Consider the following 16596-nt stretch of genomic DNA (forward strand, 5'->3'; position numbering starts at 1 on the left):
ATCGTATCAGTTATAGAAAACTATCTAATTTTCTTAAGACTGTTTAAAGTCACGGTTTCTTCACACTTTTCAAAAGTGATCTCGTATGATGGATTTTTTTCAGGATAAGAGATCAGATAGTCCGGGCAAGGCTGTTTTTGTGCATTGCTTCGGTCAAAATCTACTTTTCCTTTGGTAATGATACTGTCTTTTACAAATTTTTCATTGATTTTGTAAGTAGTCATTCCGTTTTTAAAGTCTTCAGAATATTTGAATTCTTTAGAAAGTGTTTCTGCAATCACACGGCTGTTCGGTAAATAACCGCTGCAGCTTGCTCCTTTCTTGTTTAAAATAAAAAATACAAGCAACAACCCCGGAACGAAGCCTATTGCATAAAATTTCAGTTTTTTCATTAGAAAATTAAAAGATTGATATCGTGGTACGTAAGTCCGAAACGGTCACAGATGATCTTTTTAGTATGTCTTCCCTTGTACATATATAAACTCTGCTTCATTTCGTTTTTGCGGATCAGCATATTTTCAAAACCGCCTTCTTCATCATAATTTAAAATATAGGAAAGGAAGAAATTTGAAATTGCCTTTGTTGTAGTTCTCGGCATTCTGGATGTAAGGTTTGGAAGCCCGCAGTGGATAACGCCGTGTTTGATGACGTAAGGGTCTTCCATAGTTGTAAGTTCTGATGTTTCAATCACCTTACCGTTGTCTATTGTAATATCGATGATGACACTGCCTTTTTTCATTTTCATGACCATATCTTCAGTTACAATAGGAGTCATATTTAATCTTGGTAAAGCTCCTATCACTACATCAGCGCGTCTTAAACTTTTACTGAGTTCTTTGGGGTCTATGATAGAAGTGGGAACCCTGCTGTCAACTATGGTATGAAGTCTTCTCAGTTTAGATAATGAATTATCAAAAACTTTTACACTGGCTCCTAATCCTATGGCTGCTTTTGTAGCAAATTCACCCACAATTCCGGCTCCAAGAACCACTACTTCAGAGGGTCTTACTCCTGTAATACCGCCCAGCATTAATCCGTTGGATAAAGCGAGAAGTTCCGATGCATAGAGAATAGAAACTGTTCCTGCAATTTCACCGATTAATCTTACCAATGCCAGCTGTTTGTATTCGTCAACGATAAATTCGAAAGCAATAGCATTTATTTTTTTCTCCGCAAGTTTTAAAAAGTAATTTTTATCCCGAAGGTTGATCTGAAGTGCTGAAACCAGATAGGTATTTGGTTTCATATAATCAATTTCATCTTCGGTAGGAGGATTAATTTTTAAAATAAGATCCTGTCCAAAAGCTTCTTTAGGATCAGTGGTAATCTTTGCTCCAGATTCAGAATACTGTAAATCTGTAAAAAATGAACCTTCTCCGGCTCCTGCCTCCACAATGATCTCATGACCATGTTCTACCAACACCTGTACGGCGTCAGGAGTAATGCAGGTTCTCCTTTCGTTGAGACAGGTTTCTTTAGGAATCCCAATACTGAACTGTTTTCCTTTTTTTATAACCTCCAATTTTTCCTCTTTCGGCATCAATTCTTCTTCTGTGAAAGGAGTAAAAATATTTGTACTCATCCTTAAATTAAATTATGTCTTACAGATTGTTTTTATACTTAATTAATGAGCAAAGATACATAATATTTAATCGAATGAAACTTCTCTGTTTTCACCCGTATTCACAATACTCATTGTGTGGTAGTTGAGCCCGTAAAGCTCTTCTTCGTAAACTTCCGGCCACTCTATAATGCACAGAAAGGAATTGTCAAGATACTCTTCAATCCCGATATCATATACTTCTTCAATGTTTTTTAAGCGGTAAAGATCGAAATGATAGATCTTCCCTTTAGGCGTCATATATTCGTTGACAATAGAGTAGGTAGGGGAGTTTACTTCATCCGTACTTCCCAGATTTTTAAGCAGAAACTGCGTGAAAGTAGTTTTCCCGGCACCCAGATTTCCTTTTAAAAGAAGGATGTTATGTTTTAATTCCGGAAGGATGGTAGTGACAACTTCCTGCCAGTCTTCGATTGTATTGATTCTTATTTTCATTGAATGAATCTTGTTTTCGTTGTAATAAAGAGCTGATTTTTTAAATAATAAATAACTATTTTGTGATTATTATTTAAAACTATTTTTTAGATCTAAATTGTTTTATATTTTAGTGCTACAAAAATATAAAATAAAATTTCTATCCTTATTGAAATTGTTAAATTGATTTAATCGGTGAATCTTTTGTAGTGTACTACACATAAAGAATACAATGTGTTTAAATTTTGATTTATTATAAATATTTTTTAATTACAAAATGGAAAAAAATAAAGTGCAATTTCTTTATCATACAATCTTAATCGAGTTTAAATGAAGAGTAAATTTTTTCTATTTTTAAGTTCAGTAATGCTGATTTTTGTACAATCTCAAAACTTGCATATTAAATACACTTATGTAAATCCTGTAAATTTTTTAGTACATGAAGATTTATATATATCAGGTGTTAATGCTTTGGGTATAAGAGATTCTGTCATGATAAAGAATACCAATGAACAATTACATGCTGATGGAAATAATACCAGAATATTAGGGAAAACAACAAAACAAAAAGCCAAGTATTATAGGTCTGCTCTGAATGAAACTGTGATTATACATGAGCATATTGATGATCATTCTTACTGGATAAAAGATGAACTTCCAAAAATTGTATGGAATACAAATTATAGTAATACAAAGAAGATCGGAAAATATGTTTGTAAAAAAGCAACGGGACTATTCAGAGGCAGTAAAATAACCGCTTATTATACACCTGATTTACCTTATGCATTTGGACCTTATAAATTTGCTGGTTTACCGGGAGTTATCTTAGAAGTTGGAGAAGATGATAATGCTGTTAATTCATGGAAAGCAGAAAGTATTGAATTTACTATCCCGAATAATGTAATATTGACTGCTACAGAGGAAAAAACAATTACCTACAGAGAATTTATTCACCTGCAGGATAAGAAAAATGAGGATGAGGTAAAAAGGTTAACCGCCAAACTACCAAATAATGGGACAGTGATGAATATAGAACAACCAAAAAGGACTGCGATTGAAAAAATATATGAGTGGGAATAGCAAAACAATAAAAATTTTAATATGCATATTATTCTGTTCATTATCTTTTGGACAGAATACGAGGGTGGCATATGAATATATTTATAAAATTGATTCATTAAATAAAGAAAGGATAGAGAAAGAAGTAATGTTCCTTGATATTTTGAAAGAAGGATCTCACTTTTATAGTTATCCAAAGTTTGTGTATGATTCATTGAAAAATGTTCAGATACAAAAGGTCTCTTCCTTACGATTAAAAGAGTATAATTTTTCAAATTTTCAGGACAAATCTAAAACAAAATTTTCTGTTGAAAAGAAATACCCTGAATACGAAATCCTTCTTCAGAATGAAATAGGAGGAAAGGGATATACAATAATAAGAAAAAGAAAACTTTTAAGCTGGAATATTCTTCCCGATAAGAAAAAGGTAAAAAACTATACTGTTCAGAAAGCAACCACTTCTTTTGGGGGAAGAGATTGGGTTGCCTGGTTTACTAATGAAATTCCATTTTCGGATGGACCTTATTGTTTTTATGGTCTGCCAGGTTTAATTCTGACTGTTGAAGATACCAAAGGAGACCATATTTTCAATTTGATAGGAATCAAAAAAGATATTTCTTCAGAATATGAGTTTACTAATGATAACAAATTCACTATTACAGAACAAAAGTTTAATAAGATTTGGAATGATTACAAGAAAGATCCGTCTGTAAGTATTAAAAGTACAATTTTAAACTCCAGTGTTCAGGCAAGCTTAAGTTGGAATGGTGAAGAAGTAAAACAGAGCGATATTATTAGAAATTTTAAGAAACAGGCAGAAATGGAAATTAAAACCAATAATAATTTCTTAGAACTGGAACTGTATAAATAATTCCATTATAGAATTTTTTGTAAAAAATATAGCCGACTAGATAGTTTTTCAGTCGGATTTTTATTTATGGGCCTTAAACGATGTATGAATTTTAAACAAACATTATGATTTAGTTTCATCAATACTACAGGTATCGTTTAATGGATTTTCTGAAAATTGATTTATGATTATTCTTTTTTTACAAATTTTTTTCTTCAGACTAAATACTTAATTTTACAGCATGATTTCTAAGCAGACGATAGATAAAATATTCTCCACAATCAGGGTAGAAGAGATTGTAGGGGAATATGTGCAGTTGAAAAGAGCGGGGTCTAACTTTAAAGGACTCAGTCCTTTTCATGAAGAAAAATCGCCAAGTTTTGTCGTTTCGCCAAGTAAGCAGATTTGGAAAGACTTCTCTACGGGAAAAGGAGGAACAGCGATCTCTTTCCTGATGGAAATTGAGAATTTTACTTATCCTGAAGCTCTTCGTCATGCTGCTAAAAAGTATGGAATCGAAATAGAAGAGGATTTACGTGAAATTTCTGAGGAAGCAAAGAATGCCCAGACCGAAAAAGATATTTTATATAAGATCCACGAGGTCGCCAACACTTACTTTCAGGAGATACTTTGGGATGAGCAGGATGGCAGAAGTATAGGTCTTTCTTACTTTAAAGAACGAGAGCTTAAGGATGATATCATCAGGAAATTCCAGCTTGGATATTCTCCTGAAAAGAAAAATGCTTTTACAGCGTATGCGCTGGAGAAAGGCTATAACAAAGATATTCTTGAAAAATCAGGACTTTCTATCTTCCCTGAAAATTCACCGGCAGGAATTGACCGGTTTCGTGAAAGGGTTATTTTCCCAATTCATAGTTTTTCGGGTAGAGTTTTAGGTTTTGGAGCCAGAATTCTTAAGAATAATGTAAAAACAGCAAAATATCTCAACTCTCCGGAAACGGAGATTTACCATAAATCCAATGTTCTTTACGGGTTAAACCAAAGTAAACAGGCTATTTCAAGAAAAAATGCCTGTCTTTTGGTAGAAGGGTATATGGATGTGATTTCACTTCATATGTCCGGGATAGAAAATGTGGTAGCAAGCTCCGGAACTTCGCTGACGACTGAGCAGATTAAACTGATCAAGAGGCTTACGGAAAATGTAACCATACTTTTTGACGGAGATAATGCCGGGATTAAAGCCAGTTTCCGAAGTATCGATATGCTTTTGACAGAAGGCATGAATATCCGTGTACTACTGTTCCCTGATGGAGATGACCCGGATTCTTTTGCCAGAAAACATCCGCAGGAATACGTTGAAAAATACATCGAAAATGAAGCGATGGATTTTATCGACTTTAAAGCGGAAATCCTGTTGAGAGATATAGGAAATGATCCTATTAAAAAGGCTGAAGCGATAAGGGATATTGTAAAATCGGTTTCCTTTGTACAGAATGCCCTGAAAAGGGAGGTATATCTTAAGGAGGTTTCGAATAAGTTCGGACTTTCTGAGCAGAGCCTTTTCAACGAACTGGATGTTCAGAAGCAGATTACCCAGAATCAGACGAGCCATGTTCAGCAGCAGCAGAAGGATAAAACGGCTCCCAAGATGGAGATTGTCCCTCCGGATAAAGAGAAAGAAGATCCTTTCCTGTTTGGAGTACTGTTTATGGAGAATAAGCTGGTAGATCATATGCTGATGTTTGGGGATATTGTCCTGAAACGCAGAAATGAACAAAATGAAGAGTACCAGATTACAGTTATTGAAGAAATTCTTCATCATTTTGAAGAAGAACAGTATACGTTTTTAGTCAAAGAAAATGAGATTATTATCAATCAGGTAAGAGAGGGAATTCAGAAAGATGAGCTTAGAAGCGGAAACTTTTTTGTATCTTTTATGGATGAAGAAATCACAACCAAAGTAGTAGATGCACTGATACCGCTGGATGATCTTGAAAACTGGGCTTCCAGAAACATCTATCCTCCCAATTATGGAGATAAGGTGGCGGATCAGATTCAGGGGGATGTTTTACTGCACAAATACCGGTACATTGATTATCTGATTACAGAGACAGCAAAAGAGCTGGATCAGTACAGCAATACCGATGAAGGAAAATATTATGAACTGATCAAGAAGATCACTTTGCTGAAACAGGCTTCAATAAGACTTAGTAATATTATCGAATATTCCCCGATCAAAGGGATCTATGGAGATAGAAATAGATAGTTTATAGACAATATTTTATATTCTGTGACAAAAAGTCCTATAAAATTTTAGGAATAAATATTGTAATTTAAACTTTGAAAATATTTGTTTAAAATAATACATAATAGAAATATGGACATTAAAAAAGATTTCAGAGATTTCTCTGTAAAGCATTTAGGAAACAACGGTTTGGTAACCGATCAGTATATGGGAATGTATGGGCCAACGAATCTTACTCCGTACATCATGGAAGAAAGAAGATTAAACGTTGCTCAGATGGACGTTTTCTCCCGTTTGATGATGGACAGGATTATCTTTCTTGGAACAGGGATTGATGATCAGGTAGCAAACATTGTTACAGCACAGCTTTTATTCTTAGAAAGTGCAGATCCGTCAAAAGATATTCAGATCTACATCAACTCTCCAGGGGGTAGTGTTTATGCAGGTTTAGGTATTTATGACACCATGCAGATCATTAAGCCGGATGTAGCAACGATCTGTACCGGTATGGCTGCTTCTATGGGAGCTGTATTATTGGTGGCAGGTGAAAAAGGAAAGCGTTCTGCGCTGAAGCATTCAAGAGTCATGATTCACCAGCCTTCAGGAGGGGCTCAGGGAGTGGCTTCTGATATGGAAATCAACCTTAGAGAGATGTTGAAATTGAAGCAGGAGCTTTATGAAATTATCGGGCACCACTCTGGACAAACTTATGAGTGGGTTGAAAAATCTTCTGACAGAGATTACTGGATGACATCTGAAGAGGCTAAAGGCTACGGAATGGTAGATGAGGTTTTACAGAGATCTACAGAAAAAAAATAATTGATTTTAAATCAAATGAAAAACGCACCCAACCGGGTGCGTTTTTGTTTTACCATGATACATGAATAAAAAAATCGTGTATTTAGGGTTGAAAAAATATTCTTTTTTCTATTTCTTAACCATTTTATGGAGTACTGAATTGTTTAAGGTTTTAATCTCAACAAAATAAACCCCTGAACTTAAAGACTGAATATTAATCTTAGTAGCCTGCGCTGTCATTACTTTCTGCCCCGATGCAGAATAGATATTTACTTCCTTCACATTTTCAGGACTGTCAATCTGAATGAAGTCACTTGCCGGATTAGGGTAAATGCTTAAAATTTTCTTATTGACAGTAGAAACACCCAGTGTTGCATTAGATGCTTCAGTAGGAGTAAAAGGTCTTCTTTGTCCGAAACTTAATCCAAGCCATTTGTTATTGGTTAATTGAATTTGTGAAAGTTCGGACTGTGTCTGCCAGCTTGAGATATCATTTCCCTTATACAATTTCCAGCTGTTTGATCCGGAAGTGTTTCCAGTGAGATTATTCAGTGAAAGACTGGAAATTTGGTTGTTGGTTGAGGTAAAGGTAAAATAAGAAGCTTGTGACTGAATCAACTGCAAAGCCTGTTCAGCAGTAATCGTTCCATTGTATTGAATTCCAAAGACAAATGAATTAGCATTTCCATTAGAATTATCAGTTCCGAAATCTATAACAACTAAGCTTTTATTAGATCCGGTGCCAATCCAGTTGGTAATTTGAGAGGAATTGTACCATAAAGAACTGTATGCAGGAGTTGGCGTAGCAGGTGCTTGTGCTGTAGGATTGCTGAATCCATAAGATGCACCGTACCACTGGCCGTTTAATATCGTTCCATTGTTCATCCATCCTACTGAAGACCAGCTGTTCGTATCATTACCACGCCATAAACTCCACCAGTCCGGTGTAGATTGTTGAGAATGGTCATTAAAACTAACCTTATCAAGAAATCCGTTATTAAACGTTAAAATATAATCAAAAGCAGGTTCTGCACTTTTGATCATCTGAAGCATTTGAGGCCCGGTTATATTCTGCCCCGGATTAAATCTTACTCCCCAGACGTAAGATCGGTCATCAGTTCCATCTTTGAAATCTGCTACAAAATAGGCAGTTTGAGAACCTGTTCCCACGAAAAATTTTACATCATTTGCAGTAAACTGCGCAAGGCACAGTCCCACAATAAGTGTACATAAAAGACTTAATAATTTTTGCATTGAAGAATTATTTAATGATTAGTTTTTCAGTGAAATTATTATTCTTATCTGTGATTTTTACAATATAATTGCCTTTAGATAGAGTACTTACATCAATACCGTTTTGAGTATACTGCGTGTTGATGATCATTCTTCCGGCAGTATCATAAATCTGAATATTTCCGGTATTTAAACCTTGTACAAAGAATTTGTCACTTGCAGGATTCGGATATAATGACAATTTAGAAGCTTTTGTATTTTCAGCTGTAGAAAGAGATGGTGATGCACTATTATAAGCAATGATTTGATTAGGAAGCAGACTCACTGTAAAAGTATTTTCTAAGGTTCCCTGCAAATCATAAGTGTAAATTTTTCCCGGTGCAACATATCCCTTAGGGTCAGCAACATAAATTTTATTATTAACAATATTAAACCCATAGGCCGTACCATAACTATTTATAGGAATAGGTGCACTTGCAATTGCATTTGTTGAAAAAGAAGGAGCGGCAATAGATGTTTTATAAATTGACGCATCTTTCATATAATAAATATTCGTACCGTCTGTATCCATATAAGCTGGTTTTGTCCCTGCAGGAAGTGCTGTGCTGGAAACGATACTTTGGCTTGTTGTATTGTAAACCGTAAAAGTTCCAAAAGAATTAGGAGTATAAGGATTTCCGGAACTCATGATGTAAAGAAGGTTGTTTTTTTCAAAAATACTGTGTGGAAAATCTCCTACATTTACTTCTGAGATAACCGAATTGGTAGAAGTATTGATAACATCCATATACTGATTGATTCCAAAACCTCCCTTTAATAAAACATAAAGCTTATCGTCTTTACTGTAAATTTTTTCAGGTCCCGACCCTACAGCAATATTTGCTTCATGAGCATACGTGTTGAGATTGTAAACCGCTACATAATTATTGACAGAACCTGTTCCTCCCCAGTTGGTTACATAGAATTTGTCTCCGCTAAAAGCAATGTATCTTGGATTGTCCAGGTTGTTTGAAATCGTGGTAATCAAAGAAAAGTCAGATTTGTTGATGACCTTTATTTGGTTGGAAATGTTTAAAACCACAAAAATTTTGTCACCAAAAATTTTAATGTCTTGTGCGGTATCGCCCAGTGTTGCATTATTGTTATTGATTTTAAAATAGTTGTTGGTCACAACCGATTGATTGGAGATCAGCGATATTTCAGCATTATTGCTTCCGGCACCGCCTTCGTTGAGTACCAGGACCCCTTCAGTTTGCGCATTTGCAAAAGAGAGTACAAACGCAAGAATAAGAAAATAGATTTTCTTCATGATATAATTAAATTAAAGTTTTATTCCCGAAACCTCACCACAGGACAAAACATTCATGAAAAAATCTGTTTAGATTTTTCTTTCACAAACTTTTATTCCCGAAAGTTGAAATTAATTTAAGGCAGGTCTCCTGGCTTACATCTTATAGCCGCCTTCCCGGATTTTTATCCAGTGGTATTAAAGGCTATAAGTAGATTAGTTTACAGTTGCGGGAACAGCTCAGGATTCGAATATTTATTCTCACCTGATTCCCTATTAATGAACAATGTTCAACCTTAAAAACGCTGCAAATATATCATATAAATTAATAGATGTTTTTTTGTGAATTGTACCTGATTTCAAGTCTTTTATGGAATTTAATAAATTATTCAAAAAGATATTTTATCAAATTGATAAGTAATCTATCTTTATTGTTGGTTTTTCAGAATTAAAATTAGGAGCTTTATAGTTTATATTGAATTCATTTTACAATTTCGGTCGTTAAAATGGAATCCCGTGACGAAAAAAGACCTTCTCAAAAATTGAGAAAGTCTCGTGTTTTGACACCACTGCATTTAAAAAAAGTTACCAGTCGTGGCCGGGAAAATATTTTTTTCCTATTTCTTTACTATCTTATGAATGGTTGAATTGGCAGAAGTTTTTACCTCAACAAAATAAACTCCTGAATTCAAAAACCGGATATTAATCTTTGTTGCTTGGGAAGTTAATACTTTCTGCCCTGTAGCAGAATAGATATTCACTTCCTTCACATTCTCAGGACTATCAATTTGAATGAAGTCACTTGCCGGATTAGGATAGATACCGAATTTTTTCTTATTGACGCTGGAAACACCCAATGTAGAAAATGATTCTGCCGGAGTAATTGGTCTTCTTTGTCCGAAACTTAAACCTAGCCAGTCATTGTTATTCAGCTGAATTTGAGATAAATTGGTTTTTGCCTGCCAGCTTGAAAGGTCATTTCCTTTATATAATTTCCAGCTGTTTGGTGCGGAAGGGTTTCCGGTGAAGTTATTCAGTGAAAGACTGGAAACCTGATTACTGGTAGATGTAAAACTGAAATAAGAAGTCTGTGACTGAATTAACTGTAAAGCCTGTTCCGCAGTTATTGTTCCGTTATATTGAATTCCGAATACAAAAGAGTCAGCATTTCCGTTTGTGCTATCTGTCCCAAAGTCAATTACTACCAGACTTTTATTACTTCCGGTTCCTATCCAGTTGGTAATCTGAGAAGAACTGTACCACTTTGAACTGTAGGCAGGGACAGGAGCGGAAGGCTTGGAAGGCGGATCAAAACCATAGGAGATTCCATACCATTTTCCGTCAATCAAAAGGTCATTATTTACTCCGTTATTGAATGATAAATTTTCTGAGGTTAATCCTGACCAGGTAGACCAATAATCATCAAGACTTGGTGTATGATGATTGTAGTTTAAACTGTAAAGAAACCCGGAAGGAATTTCAACCTCTATCTTAGGCTCTGCATTAGCAATAGCATTGATAAGGTCTTCCATTGTTAAGTCATTAGAATCAAAACGATATCCCCATGCATAAGACGTAGGAGTATTGTTATCATTAAAATCAGCAATGAAATAAGCTTTTTTGGAACCGGTTCCTATCCAGAATTTAATGTCATTTTCTGTAAATTGGGCCGACATGGACTGCATGATAAGCAGTAAGAAAAAAAAATAGATTTTTCTCATGATATAATTAAATTAAAGTTTTATTCCCGAAACTTACCTTCAACGGAAAAATAATTTCTTGTCTGAAGATGATACTTTAAGGCAGGTCTCCTGGCTTACATCTTATTAGCCGCCTTCCCGGACTTCTCATCCAGTGGCATTATGTGCTATAAGTTGAATAGTTTACAGTTGCGGGTACAGCTCAGGATTCGAATATTTATTCTCACCTGATTCCCTATTAATGAACAGTGTTCAACCCTAAAAGTCCGCAAATATATCATATAAATATTTAGGACGTGTTTTGTGAATTATCTTTGCTTTAACAGGTTTTTTCATGGTAAATAAGTTTTCTAAAAGCTTGTTTTATTAAATTAACAATCCATTATATGAGTTCGTTGGATTTTTAGAATTAAAATCAAAATTTTTATTGTTTATACTGAATTCATTTTGAAGGATCTATTGTTAAACTACAATTATCATTAGATTCAAGATCAGTTTATAATCAATTTATACTTTCGCAGCCATACAATAGAATATGAAAAAATTACTATTATCTGCTTTGATGCTTACAGCGCTGGCATCATGTAAGGATGATGATCCTGTAAACAATCAGGATATTAATTATTCCAAGCTTCCTCAGGAATTTCCTTTTTCTAAATTAGCTACAATCAGTGGAGTAGACGTCATCAACGGAGGATTTGGCTCCGGAGCTGCTGCTCACCCCACCAGAAAAGGCGAGTTTTACGTCATTACAGACCGTGGCCCGAATACGGACTACCTTAATGGTAAAAAATTTCTGACACCTGGCTTTACACCTACCATTATGCATTTTAAAATTAATGCCGAAGGTAACGTAGAGGTAATCAAATATATTAAGCTTAAAAATCCATCCGGACAGCTTATTACAGGACTGCCGAACCCTGTAGGAATGGGCAGTACGGGTGAAGTGGCTTACGATGCCTCCGGAAATGTTTTAGGAACAGATAAATACGGATTGGATAGTGAAAGCATTGTAGCTGCAGCAGATGGTACATTCTGGGTGTCAGATGAATATGGGCCTCATATTGTACATTATAGTGCTGATGGAGTAGAGATGGAAAGAATAAGCCCGATAGGAGTGAACACCGGAACAAGGAAACTGCCTGCCGTTTTAGCCAAAAGAAGAGCAAACAGAGGGATGGAAGGACTATGCATTACTCCCGATGGTAAAACTTTGGTAGGTACTATACAGTCTATGATGTTTGTACCAAGTAAAACGCTGGCAACCAATACAACTTTAACGAGGATTGTGACTTTTGATATTGCCACAGGACAGACCAAACAGTTTTTATATAAACAGGATGGTGGAGCTTCCGACTCAGTTTGTGATATCACAGCATTGAGCAATACAGAGTTTTTAGTCATCGAAAGAGACGGTAATTTTGGATCTCAGGGAGGGATTAAAAAAGTGTATAGAATCAATTTAGCTAACGCTAGTGATGTCAACGGAGCTGATATTTCAGCTGTAGACGGAATGAAAGTGAATGGTAAAGCCCTGGAACAATGTTCGTGGGATGAAATAACTAACGCAGGAATAAAAGCCGTTTCCAAATCATTAGCTGTAAATCTGGTTACCAAACTGGGGTATGAGCATGATAAATTTGAGGGAATTGTTTACTTAGGAAACAATAAACTGGCTGTTTTCAATGATGATGATTTCGGAGTAGTGGATGATGGAAATGGAAATCCCAAAGCAAAAATTCTGCCTAAAACAGGAAAGGTGGACAAAGGAACAATGTATGTAGTCGATATTCAATAATTAGATTTTTTTAAAGAAAACGGCGGAATCGAAGATTCCGCCGTTTTTATTTGTATGATTCTAAGGTATTTAATCTTTCAATAGGAACGGGCTTTAGCCCGTTTAATACATAAAAGAAATAATGCCATTGGCTTTAGCCAAAACATAGCCTCTCAATATTAATTAAATCCCTCAATAATCTTAGAGAAATCTTCTAATTTTAAAGCTGCTCCTCCGATAAGACCACCGTCAATATCAGGTTGAGAGAAAATTTCCTTTGCATTGTCCGGCTTTACAGAACCACCATAAAGGATAGAAACCTCATCAGCAACTTCCTGTCCATATTTGGAAGCAATAATATTTCTGATGTGAGCATGGATTTCCTGAGCCTGCTCAGGAGTCGCAGTTTCTCCCGTTCCGATAGCCCATACAGGTTCGTAAGCGATTACTACCTTTTTGATTTCATCAGCAGAAAGGGTGAAAAGAGCAACTTCAGTTTGGTTTTTTACTACTTCAAGATGCTGTCCCGCTTTTCTCTGATCAAGAGTTTCTCCGTTACAGTAGATAGGAGTAAGACCTTTATCCAATGCTAATTTGATTTTTTTGTTGCAGTGGGAATCAGTTTCTCCGTGGTATTGTCTTCTTTCAGAGTGACCGATCAATGATCCGGTTGCATCGATAGATTCAAGCATATCCGCAGAAATTTCACCCGTATAAGCACCACTTTCATGCTCGCTCATATCCTGAGAAAATACTCCGATTTCATCCTTTTCAAAGATGTCTTTAGCCATCATTAAATATAAAGATGGTGGAGCAATCCAAACCTCACAGTTTGTTGCATTGTTGTTTTTATAACTTAGTAATTGGATCATCAATTGTTGAGCATCAATTACATTCTTGTTCATTTTCCAGTTACCTGCAACTATCTTTCTTCTCATAATTATTTTTATTTAATCTTCTTTTATTTTCGTATCAGTAAAAATGTAGGTATTGTCTTTGCTACCCATCAGTTTAATAGAGTGAAACTTAACGTCACCATTATTCAATACTTCATAGTTATAAATATCTGTAACCTTATCTACATTGTGAAGTTCATAATATTTACCGTCTTTGGTCCACCAGCTGCCATTTTCAGTTTGCTGGGACACAGAGCCGTCTTCATTAATGGCCACAAACATTAATATGCTTTTACCTTTCTCCAGCCTGCATGATACCCAGTATTTTGAAACCCCTTCAACCTGCTGGTTGACTTCTGATCCTTTATAACATCCCATTATTTTAGGATCATATTCTTTCTTTTGAGCTGTTAACCCTGCTGTTATAGCCAACAGAGATAAAACAAATAATTTCTTCATGGTTTTTTTACGTTAGATTGATATTTATGATAATCCCCACAAGTTTTTCAGCAGAACATAAAATGTATGTTCCTCATCCGTCACTTTATGGTCAGCTTTGATTAATGATTTGGCAAACTTTGCAAATTTTATACGCTCGTTTTCTGTAGAATCATCGTGGAAGCATCTCCCATGAAACTCAAAGTGGTCTTTCCATTCTTCAGGTTGTAAGAGAGCAAGTGTTTCAAGTTCATTATCAAGGTTCATTCGGAATGGAAATTCATCCGCCAGATATTGCTGTACAAGCATTCCTTCTTCAGGAGCAAACTCTCCGTCTACAGAAGAAAGAATCATTAGTAAGTGGTAGCCGGCGATAGATTTATTTGATTTTTGCATGAGCTGTTTTATGTTTAAGATTAGTGTTTAAAGTTGATAGTTGATAGTTGAGTATCCTGTACCTGCTTTGATCTTTCCTCAATTATCAATTATTAATTTTCATTTATAATTATTCAACGTAGTCTTTTGCAGGCTGTTTGTCTATAATTTTCCCTTTTTCCAGGATGAGTACAAATGGATTGCTTCTTGCAATGGTTTTGATGGCAGTGCCATCCATCATTGCATTTTTAATTGTTTTAAAAGTATTCGGATCAGTAGAAATACCATAGATAAGAGCTCCTTTCTGAGCATTAACTTTAGCTTCCACTTTTTTCAGAAGATCAGCAGACACCTCTTTTGGATGATAGGAGAATACCAAAACTACTTTTGGAGCATTGATGATCTCCTCTGTAATCTCCATCCCTGAAGCATCTTCAATTTTGAATTTTACGATCTCAGATTTATATCCTTCCTTGATCAGGACAGATTCATTTTTCCCCTCTTCAATCTTCCATGGAGTTCCTTCTTTCCAGTATTTTGTTTCCTTAATATAGTCGTCCTGGTTTACTTTCACAACTTCTCCTGTTTTCTGATTTTTTAAAGAATAAAAAGTCTTGTATTCAGAAGGATTTTTGTTTATTTTTTCTTTTTCTCCTTTAATATCCGTCCCTATTTTATAATCACGGAAATCAATAAGCGGTTCATGCATAATTCCCTGAGCCATAATGTAGATCATAACCAATGAAAAAGCTCCTAAAATATAATATTTGAACTTATTCGAAGACTCTTTTCTGGTAGCTCCATACTCATCTCTTACCACAAATTCTTTTTTATACAGAACAAACAAAATAATAAGTCCCACCAAAAGAACAACGTCCTTAATGAAACTCTGCCAAGGCGTAAACTTTATAGCATCACCAAAGCATCCACAGTCTGTTACCACATTGAAGTAAGCAGAATAGAAGGTAAGGAACCCAAAGAACACACAAAGGGCTATCAGTAATGATAAGGTAAATTTAAGCTTTATTTTCAGCAGAAGCATAAATCCCAGGAAAAGCTCCAGTACAACCACTATAATTGAAAACAGCAGTGCAAATTTTTCAAAAAACGGCATATTGAAAACAGGAGGTGCGAAATATTCTTCCATTTTGAAAGAAAATCCCACCAGATCCACAGCTTTTACAAAGCCGGAAAGGATAAAAATAACAGCAATAATAAAGCGTAATAAACCTTTGATCATGTTAAATAGTTTTGGGTTGGAATTGATTATCTTTTTCAGAGAACTTAATCAGACAGAAAACAGCATAGTTCAGCATGTCAAAATAATTGGCATCAAGACCTTCGGAAACAATAGTTTGCCCCTGATTGTCTTCAATCTGCTTCGTTCTTAATACTTTTTGATAAATAAGATCAGTGATCGAAGAAATTCTCATATCTCTCCATGCTTCACCGTAGTCATGGTTTTTTCTTTCCATTAAAGCCTTAGCTTCATGGGCATACTTGTCATAAAGACTTAATATTTCTTCTTTATTTTCATTAAAATCATTGGAAAGCCCCTTTTCAAGCTGGATAAGCCCAATGATAGAATAGTTGACAATTGCGATAAATTCATCTTCCTCACTCTCATCTACCATCTTTTTATCGGTCATCTGAAGCGTACGGATTCTATTGACTTTAATGTAAATCTGATCCGTAATGGAACTTGGTCTTAAAACCCTCCAGGCTGCACCGTAATCCTGTAACTTTTTACCGAAAAGATCACGACACTCACTGATAACTTTCTCGAATTGTACTGACGTTTTTAGCATAAACTTTCTTAATCTTCCAAATATACGAATTCGGTTTTAAATTTTTAAGCTGAAAACAGAGAGTTTAAAAGGATTATGGTTGTAGAGGTAATGACCGATAAGTTCTGAGATGCGGGGTTAGCTTCCCAGATTT

Annotated in this window: 16 protein-coding genes and 2 riboswitches; of the genes, 5 read left to right on the top strand and 11 right to left on the bottom strand. The window is 35.3% G+C overall.

Features of this window, described 5'->3' with window-relative positions; genetic code table 11:
- Positions 1–20: 20 nt before the first annotated feature.
- From LF887_RS06490 to tsaE, 3 genes are all read right to left on the bottom strand, one after another.
- Complete coding sequence (locus tag LF887_RS06490) at positions 21–392, bottom strand: hypothetical protein (RefSeq protein ID WP_236858030.1); 372 nt, start codon at positions 390–392, stop codon at positions 21–23.
- A complete protein-coding gene (locus LF887_RS06495) occupies positions 392–1582 on the bottom strand; it encodes an alanine dehydrogenase (protein WP_236858031.1) in 1191 nt (396 codons plus the stop codon). The genes LF887_RS06490 and LF887_RS06495 overlap by 1 nt, the downstream gene beginning before the upstream one ends.
- A 66-nt stretch (positions 1583–1648) precedes the next feature.
- Positions 1649–2056 (bottom strand): tRNA (adenosine(37)-N6)-threonylcarbamoyltransferase complex ATPase subunit type 1 TsaE, encoded by a 408-nt coding sequence (tsaE, locus tag LF887_RS06500; protein ID WP_236858032.1) that lies wholly within the window; start codon positions 2054–2056, stop codon positions 1649–1651.
- Positions 2057–2527: 471 nt separating this feature from the next.
- On the opposite strand from tsaE, the gene LF887_RS06505 reads away from it, so the two are divergent.
- From LF887_RS06505 to clpP, 4 genes are all read left to right on the top strand, one after another.
- Complete coding sequence (locus LF887_RS06505) at positions 2528–3115, top strand: GLPGLI family protein (RefSeq protein WP_236858033.1); 588 nt, start codon at positions 2528–2530, stop codon at positions 3113–3115.
- Positions 3090–3965, top strand: coding sequence for a GLPGLI family protein (locus LF887_RS06510; protein WP_236858034.1), 876 nt, complete (start codon positions 3090–3092; stop codon positions 3963–3965). Before LF887_RS06505 ends, LF887_RS06510 begins: the two co-directional genes overlap by 26 nt.
- Before the next feature lie 220 nt (positions 3966–4185).
- The gene (gene dnaG, locus LF887_RS06515) at positions 4186–6171 is read left to right on the top strand and encodes a DNA primase (RefSeq protein WP_236858035.1); all 1986 of its coding nucleotides are present in this window, start codon (positions 4186–4188) and stop codon (positions 6169–6171) included.
- Between the two features lie 111 nt (positions 6172–6282).
- On the top strand, positions 6283–6969 hold the full coding sequence (gene clpP, locus LF887_RS06520) for an ATP-dependent Clp endopeptidase proteolytic subunit ClpP (RefSeq protein ID WP_034726592.1): 687 nt from the start codon (positions 6283–6285) through the stop codon (positions 6967–6969).
- Between the two features lie 108 nt (positions 6970–7077).
- Here the strand turns inward: clpP and LF887_RS06525 are convergent, their stop codons facing one another.
- The 3 genes from LF887_RS06525 to LF887_RS06535 form a co-directional block, all read right to left on the bottom strand.
- On the bottom strand, positions 7078–8202 hold the full coding sequence (locus tag LF887_RS06525) for a T9SS type A sorting domain-containing protein (protein WP_236858036.1): 1125 nt from the start codon (positions 8200–8202) through the stop codon (positions 7078–7080).
- Positions 8203–8209: 7 nt separating this feature from the next.
- Complete coding sequence (locus LF887_RS06530) at positions 8210–9490, bottom strand: T9SS type A sorting domain-containing protein (RefSeq protein ID WP_236858037.1); 1281 nt, start codon at positions 9488–9490, stop codon at positions 8210–8212.
- Positions 9491–9592: 102 nt separating this feature from the next.
- A riboswitch (cobalamin riboswitch) is annotated at positions 9593–9783 on the bottom strand.
- A 303-nt stretch (positions 9784–10086) separates the two neighbouring features.
- Complete coding sequence (locus LF887_RS06535) at positions 10087–11190, bottom strand: T9SS type A sorting domain-containing protein (protein ID WP_236858038.1); 1104 nt, start codon at positions 11188–11190, stop codon at positions 10087–10089.
- 62 nt (positions 11191–11252) lie between these two features.
- Positions 11253–11445: riboswitch (cobalamin riboswitch) on the bottom strand.
- Between the two features lie 259 nt (positions 11446–11704).
- On the opposite strand from LF887_RS06535, the gene LF887_RS06540 reads away from it, so the two are divergent.
- A complete protein-coding gene (locus tag LF887_RS06540) occupies positions 11705–12967 on the top strand; it encodes an esterase-like activity of phytase family protein (protein ID WP_236858039.1) in 1263 nt (420 codons plus the stop codon).
- A 158-nt stretch (positions 12968–13125) separates the two neighbouring features.
- On the opposite strand, the gene tpiA is transcribed toward LF887_RS06540, so the two are convergent.
- From tpiA to LF887_RS06565, 5 genes are all read right to left on the bottom strand, one after another.
- A complete protein-coding gene (tpiA, locus tag LF887_RS06545; RefSeq protein ID WP_236858040.1) occupies positions 13126–13884 on the bottom strand; it encodes a triose-phosphate isomerase in 759 nt (252 codons plus the stop codon).
- Between the two features lie 12 nt (positions 13885–13896).
- Positions 13897–14301, bottom strand: coding sequence for a hypothetical protein (locus tag LF887_RS06550; protein ID WP_236858041.1), 405 nt, complete (start codon positions 14299–14301; stop codon positions 13897–13899).
- Positions 14302–14325: 24 nt separating this feature from the next.
- Complete coding sequence (locus LF887_RS06555) at positions 14326–14676, bottom strand: TerB family tellurite resistance protein (RefSeq protein ID WP_236858042.1); 351 nt, start codon at positions 14674–14676, stop codon at positions 14326–14328.
- Positions 14677–14785: 109 nt separating this feature from the next.
- Positions 14786–15895 carry a BT_3928 family protein gene (locus tag LF887_RS06560; RefSeq protein WP_236858043.1) on the bottom strand — a complete coding sequence of 370 codons (1110 nt, stop codon included), beginning with the start codon at positions 15893–15895 and terminating at the stop codon, positions 14786–14788.
- Position 15896: 1 nt separating this feature from the next.
- Positions 15897–16463, bottom strand: a complete 567-nt coding sequence (locus LF887_RS06565; RefSeq protein WP_236858044.1) for a DUF1599 domain-containing protein — start codon at positions 16461–16463, stop codon at positions 15897–15899.
- Positions 16464–16596: the final 133 nt, after the last annotated feature.

It is taken from the genome of Chryseobacterium sp. MEBOG06 (assembly GCF_021869765.1).
GTDB lineage: Bacteria > Bacteroidota > Bacteroidia > Flavobacteriales > Weeksellaceae > Chryseobacterium.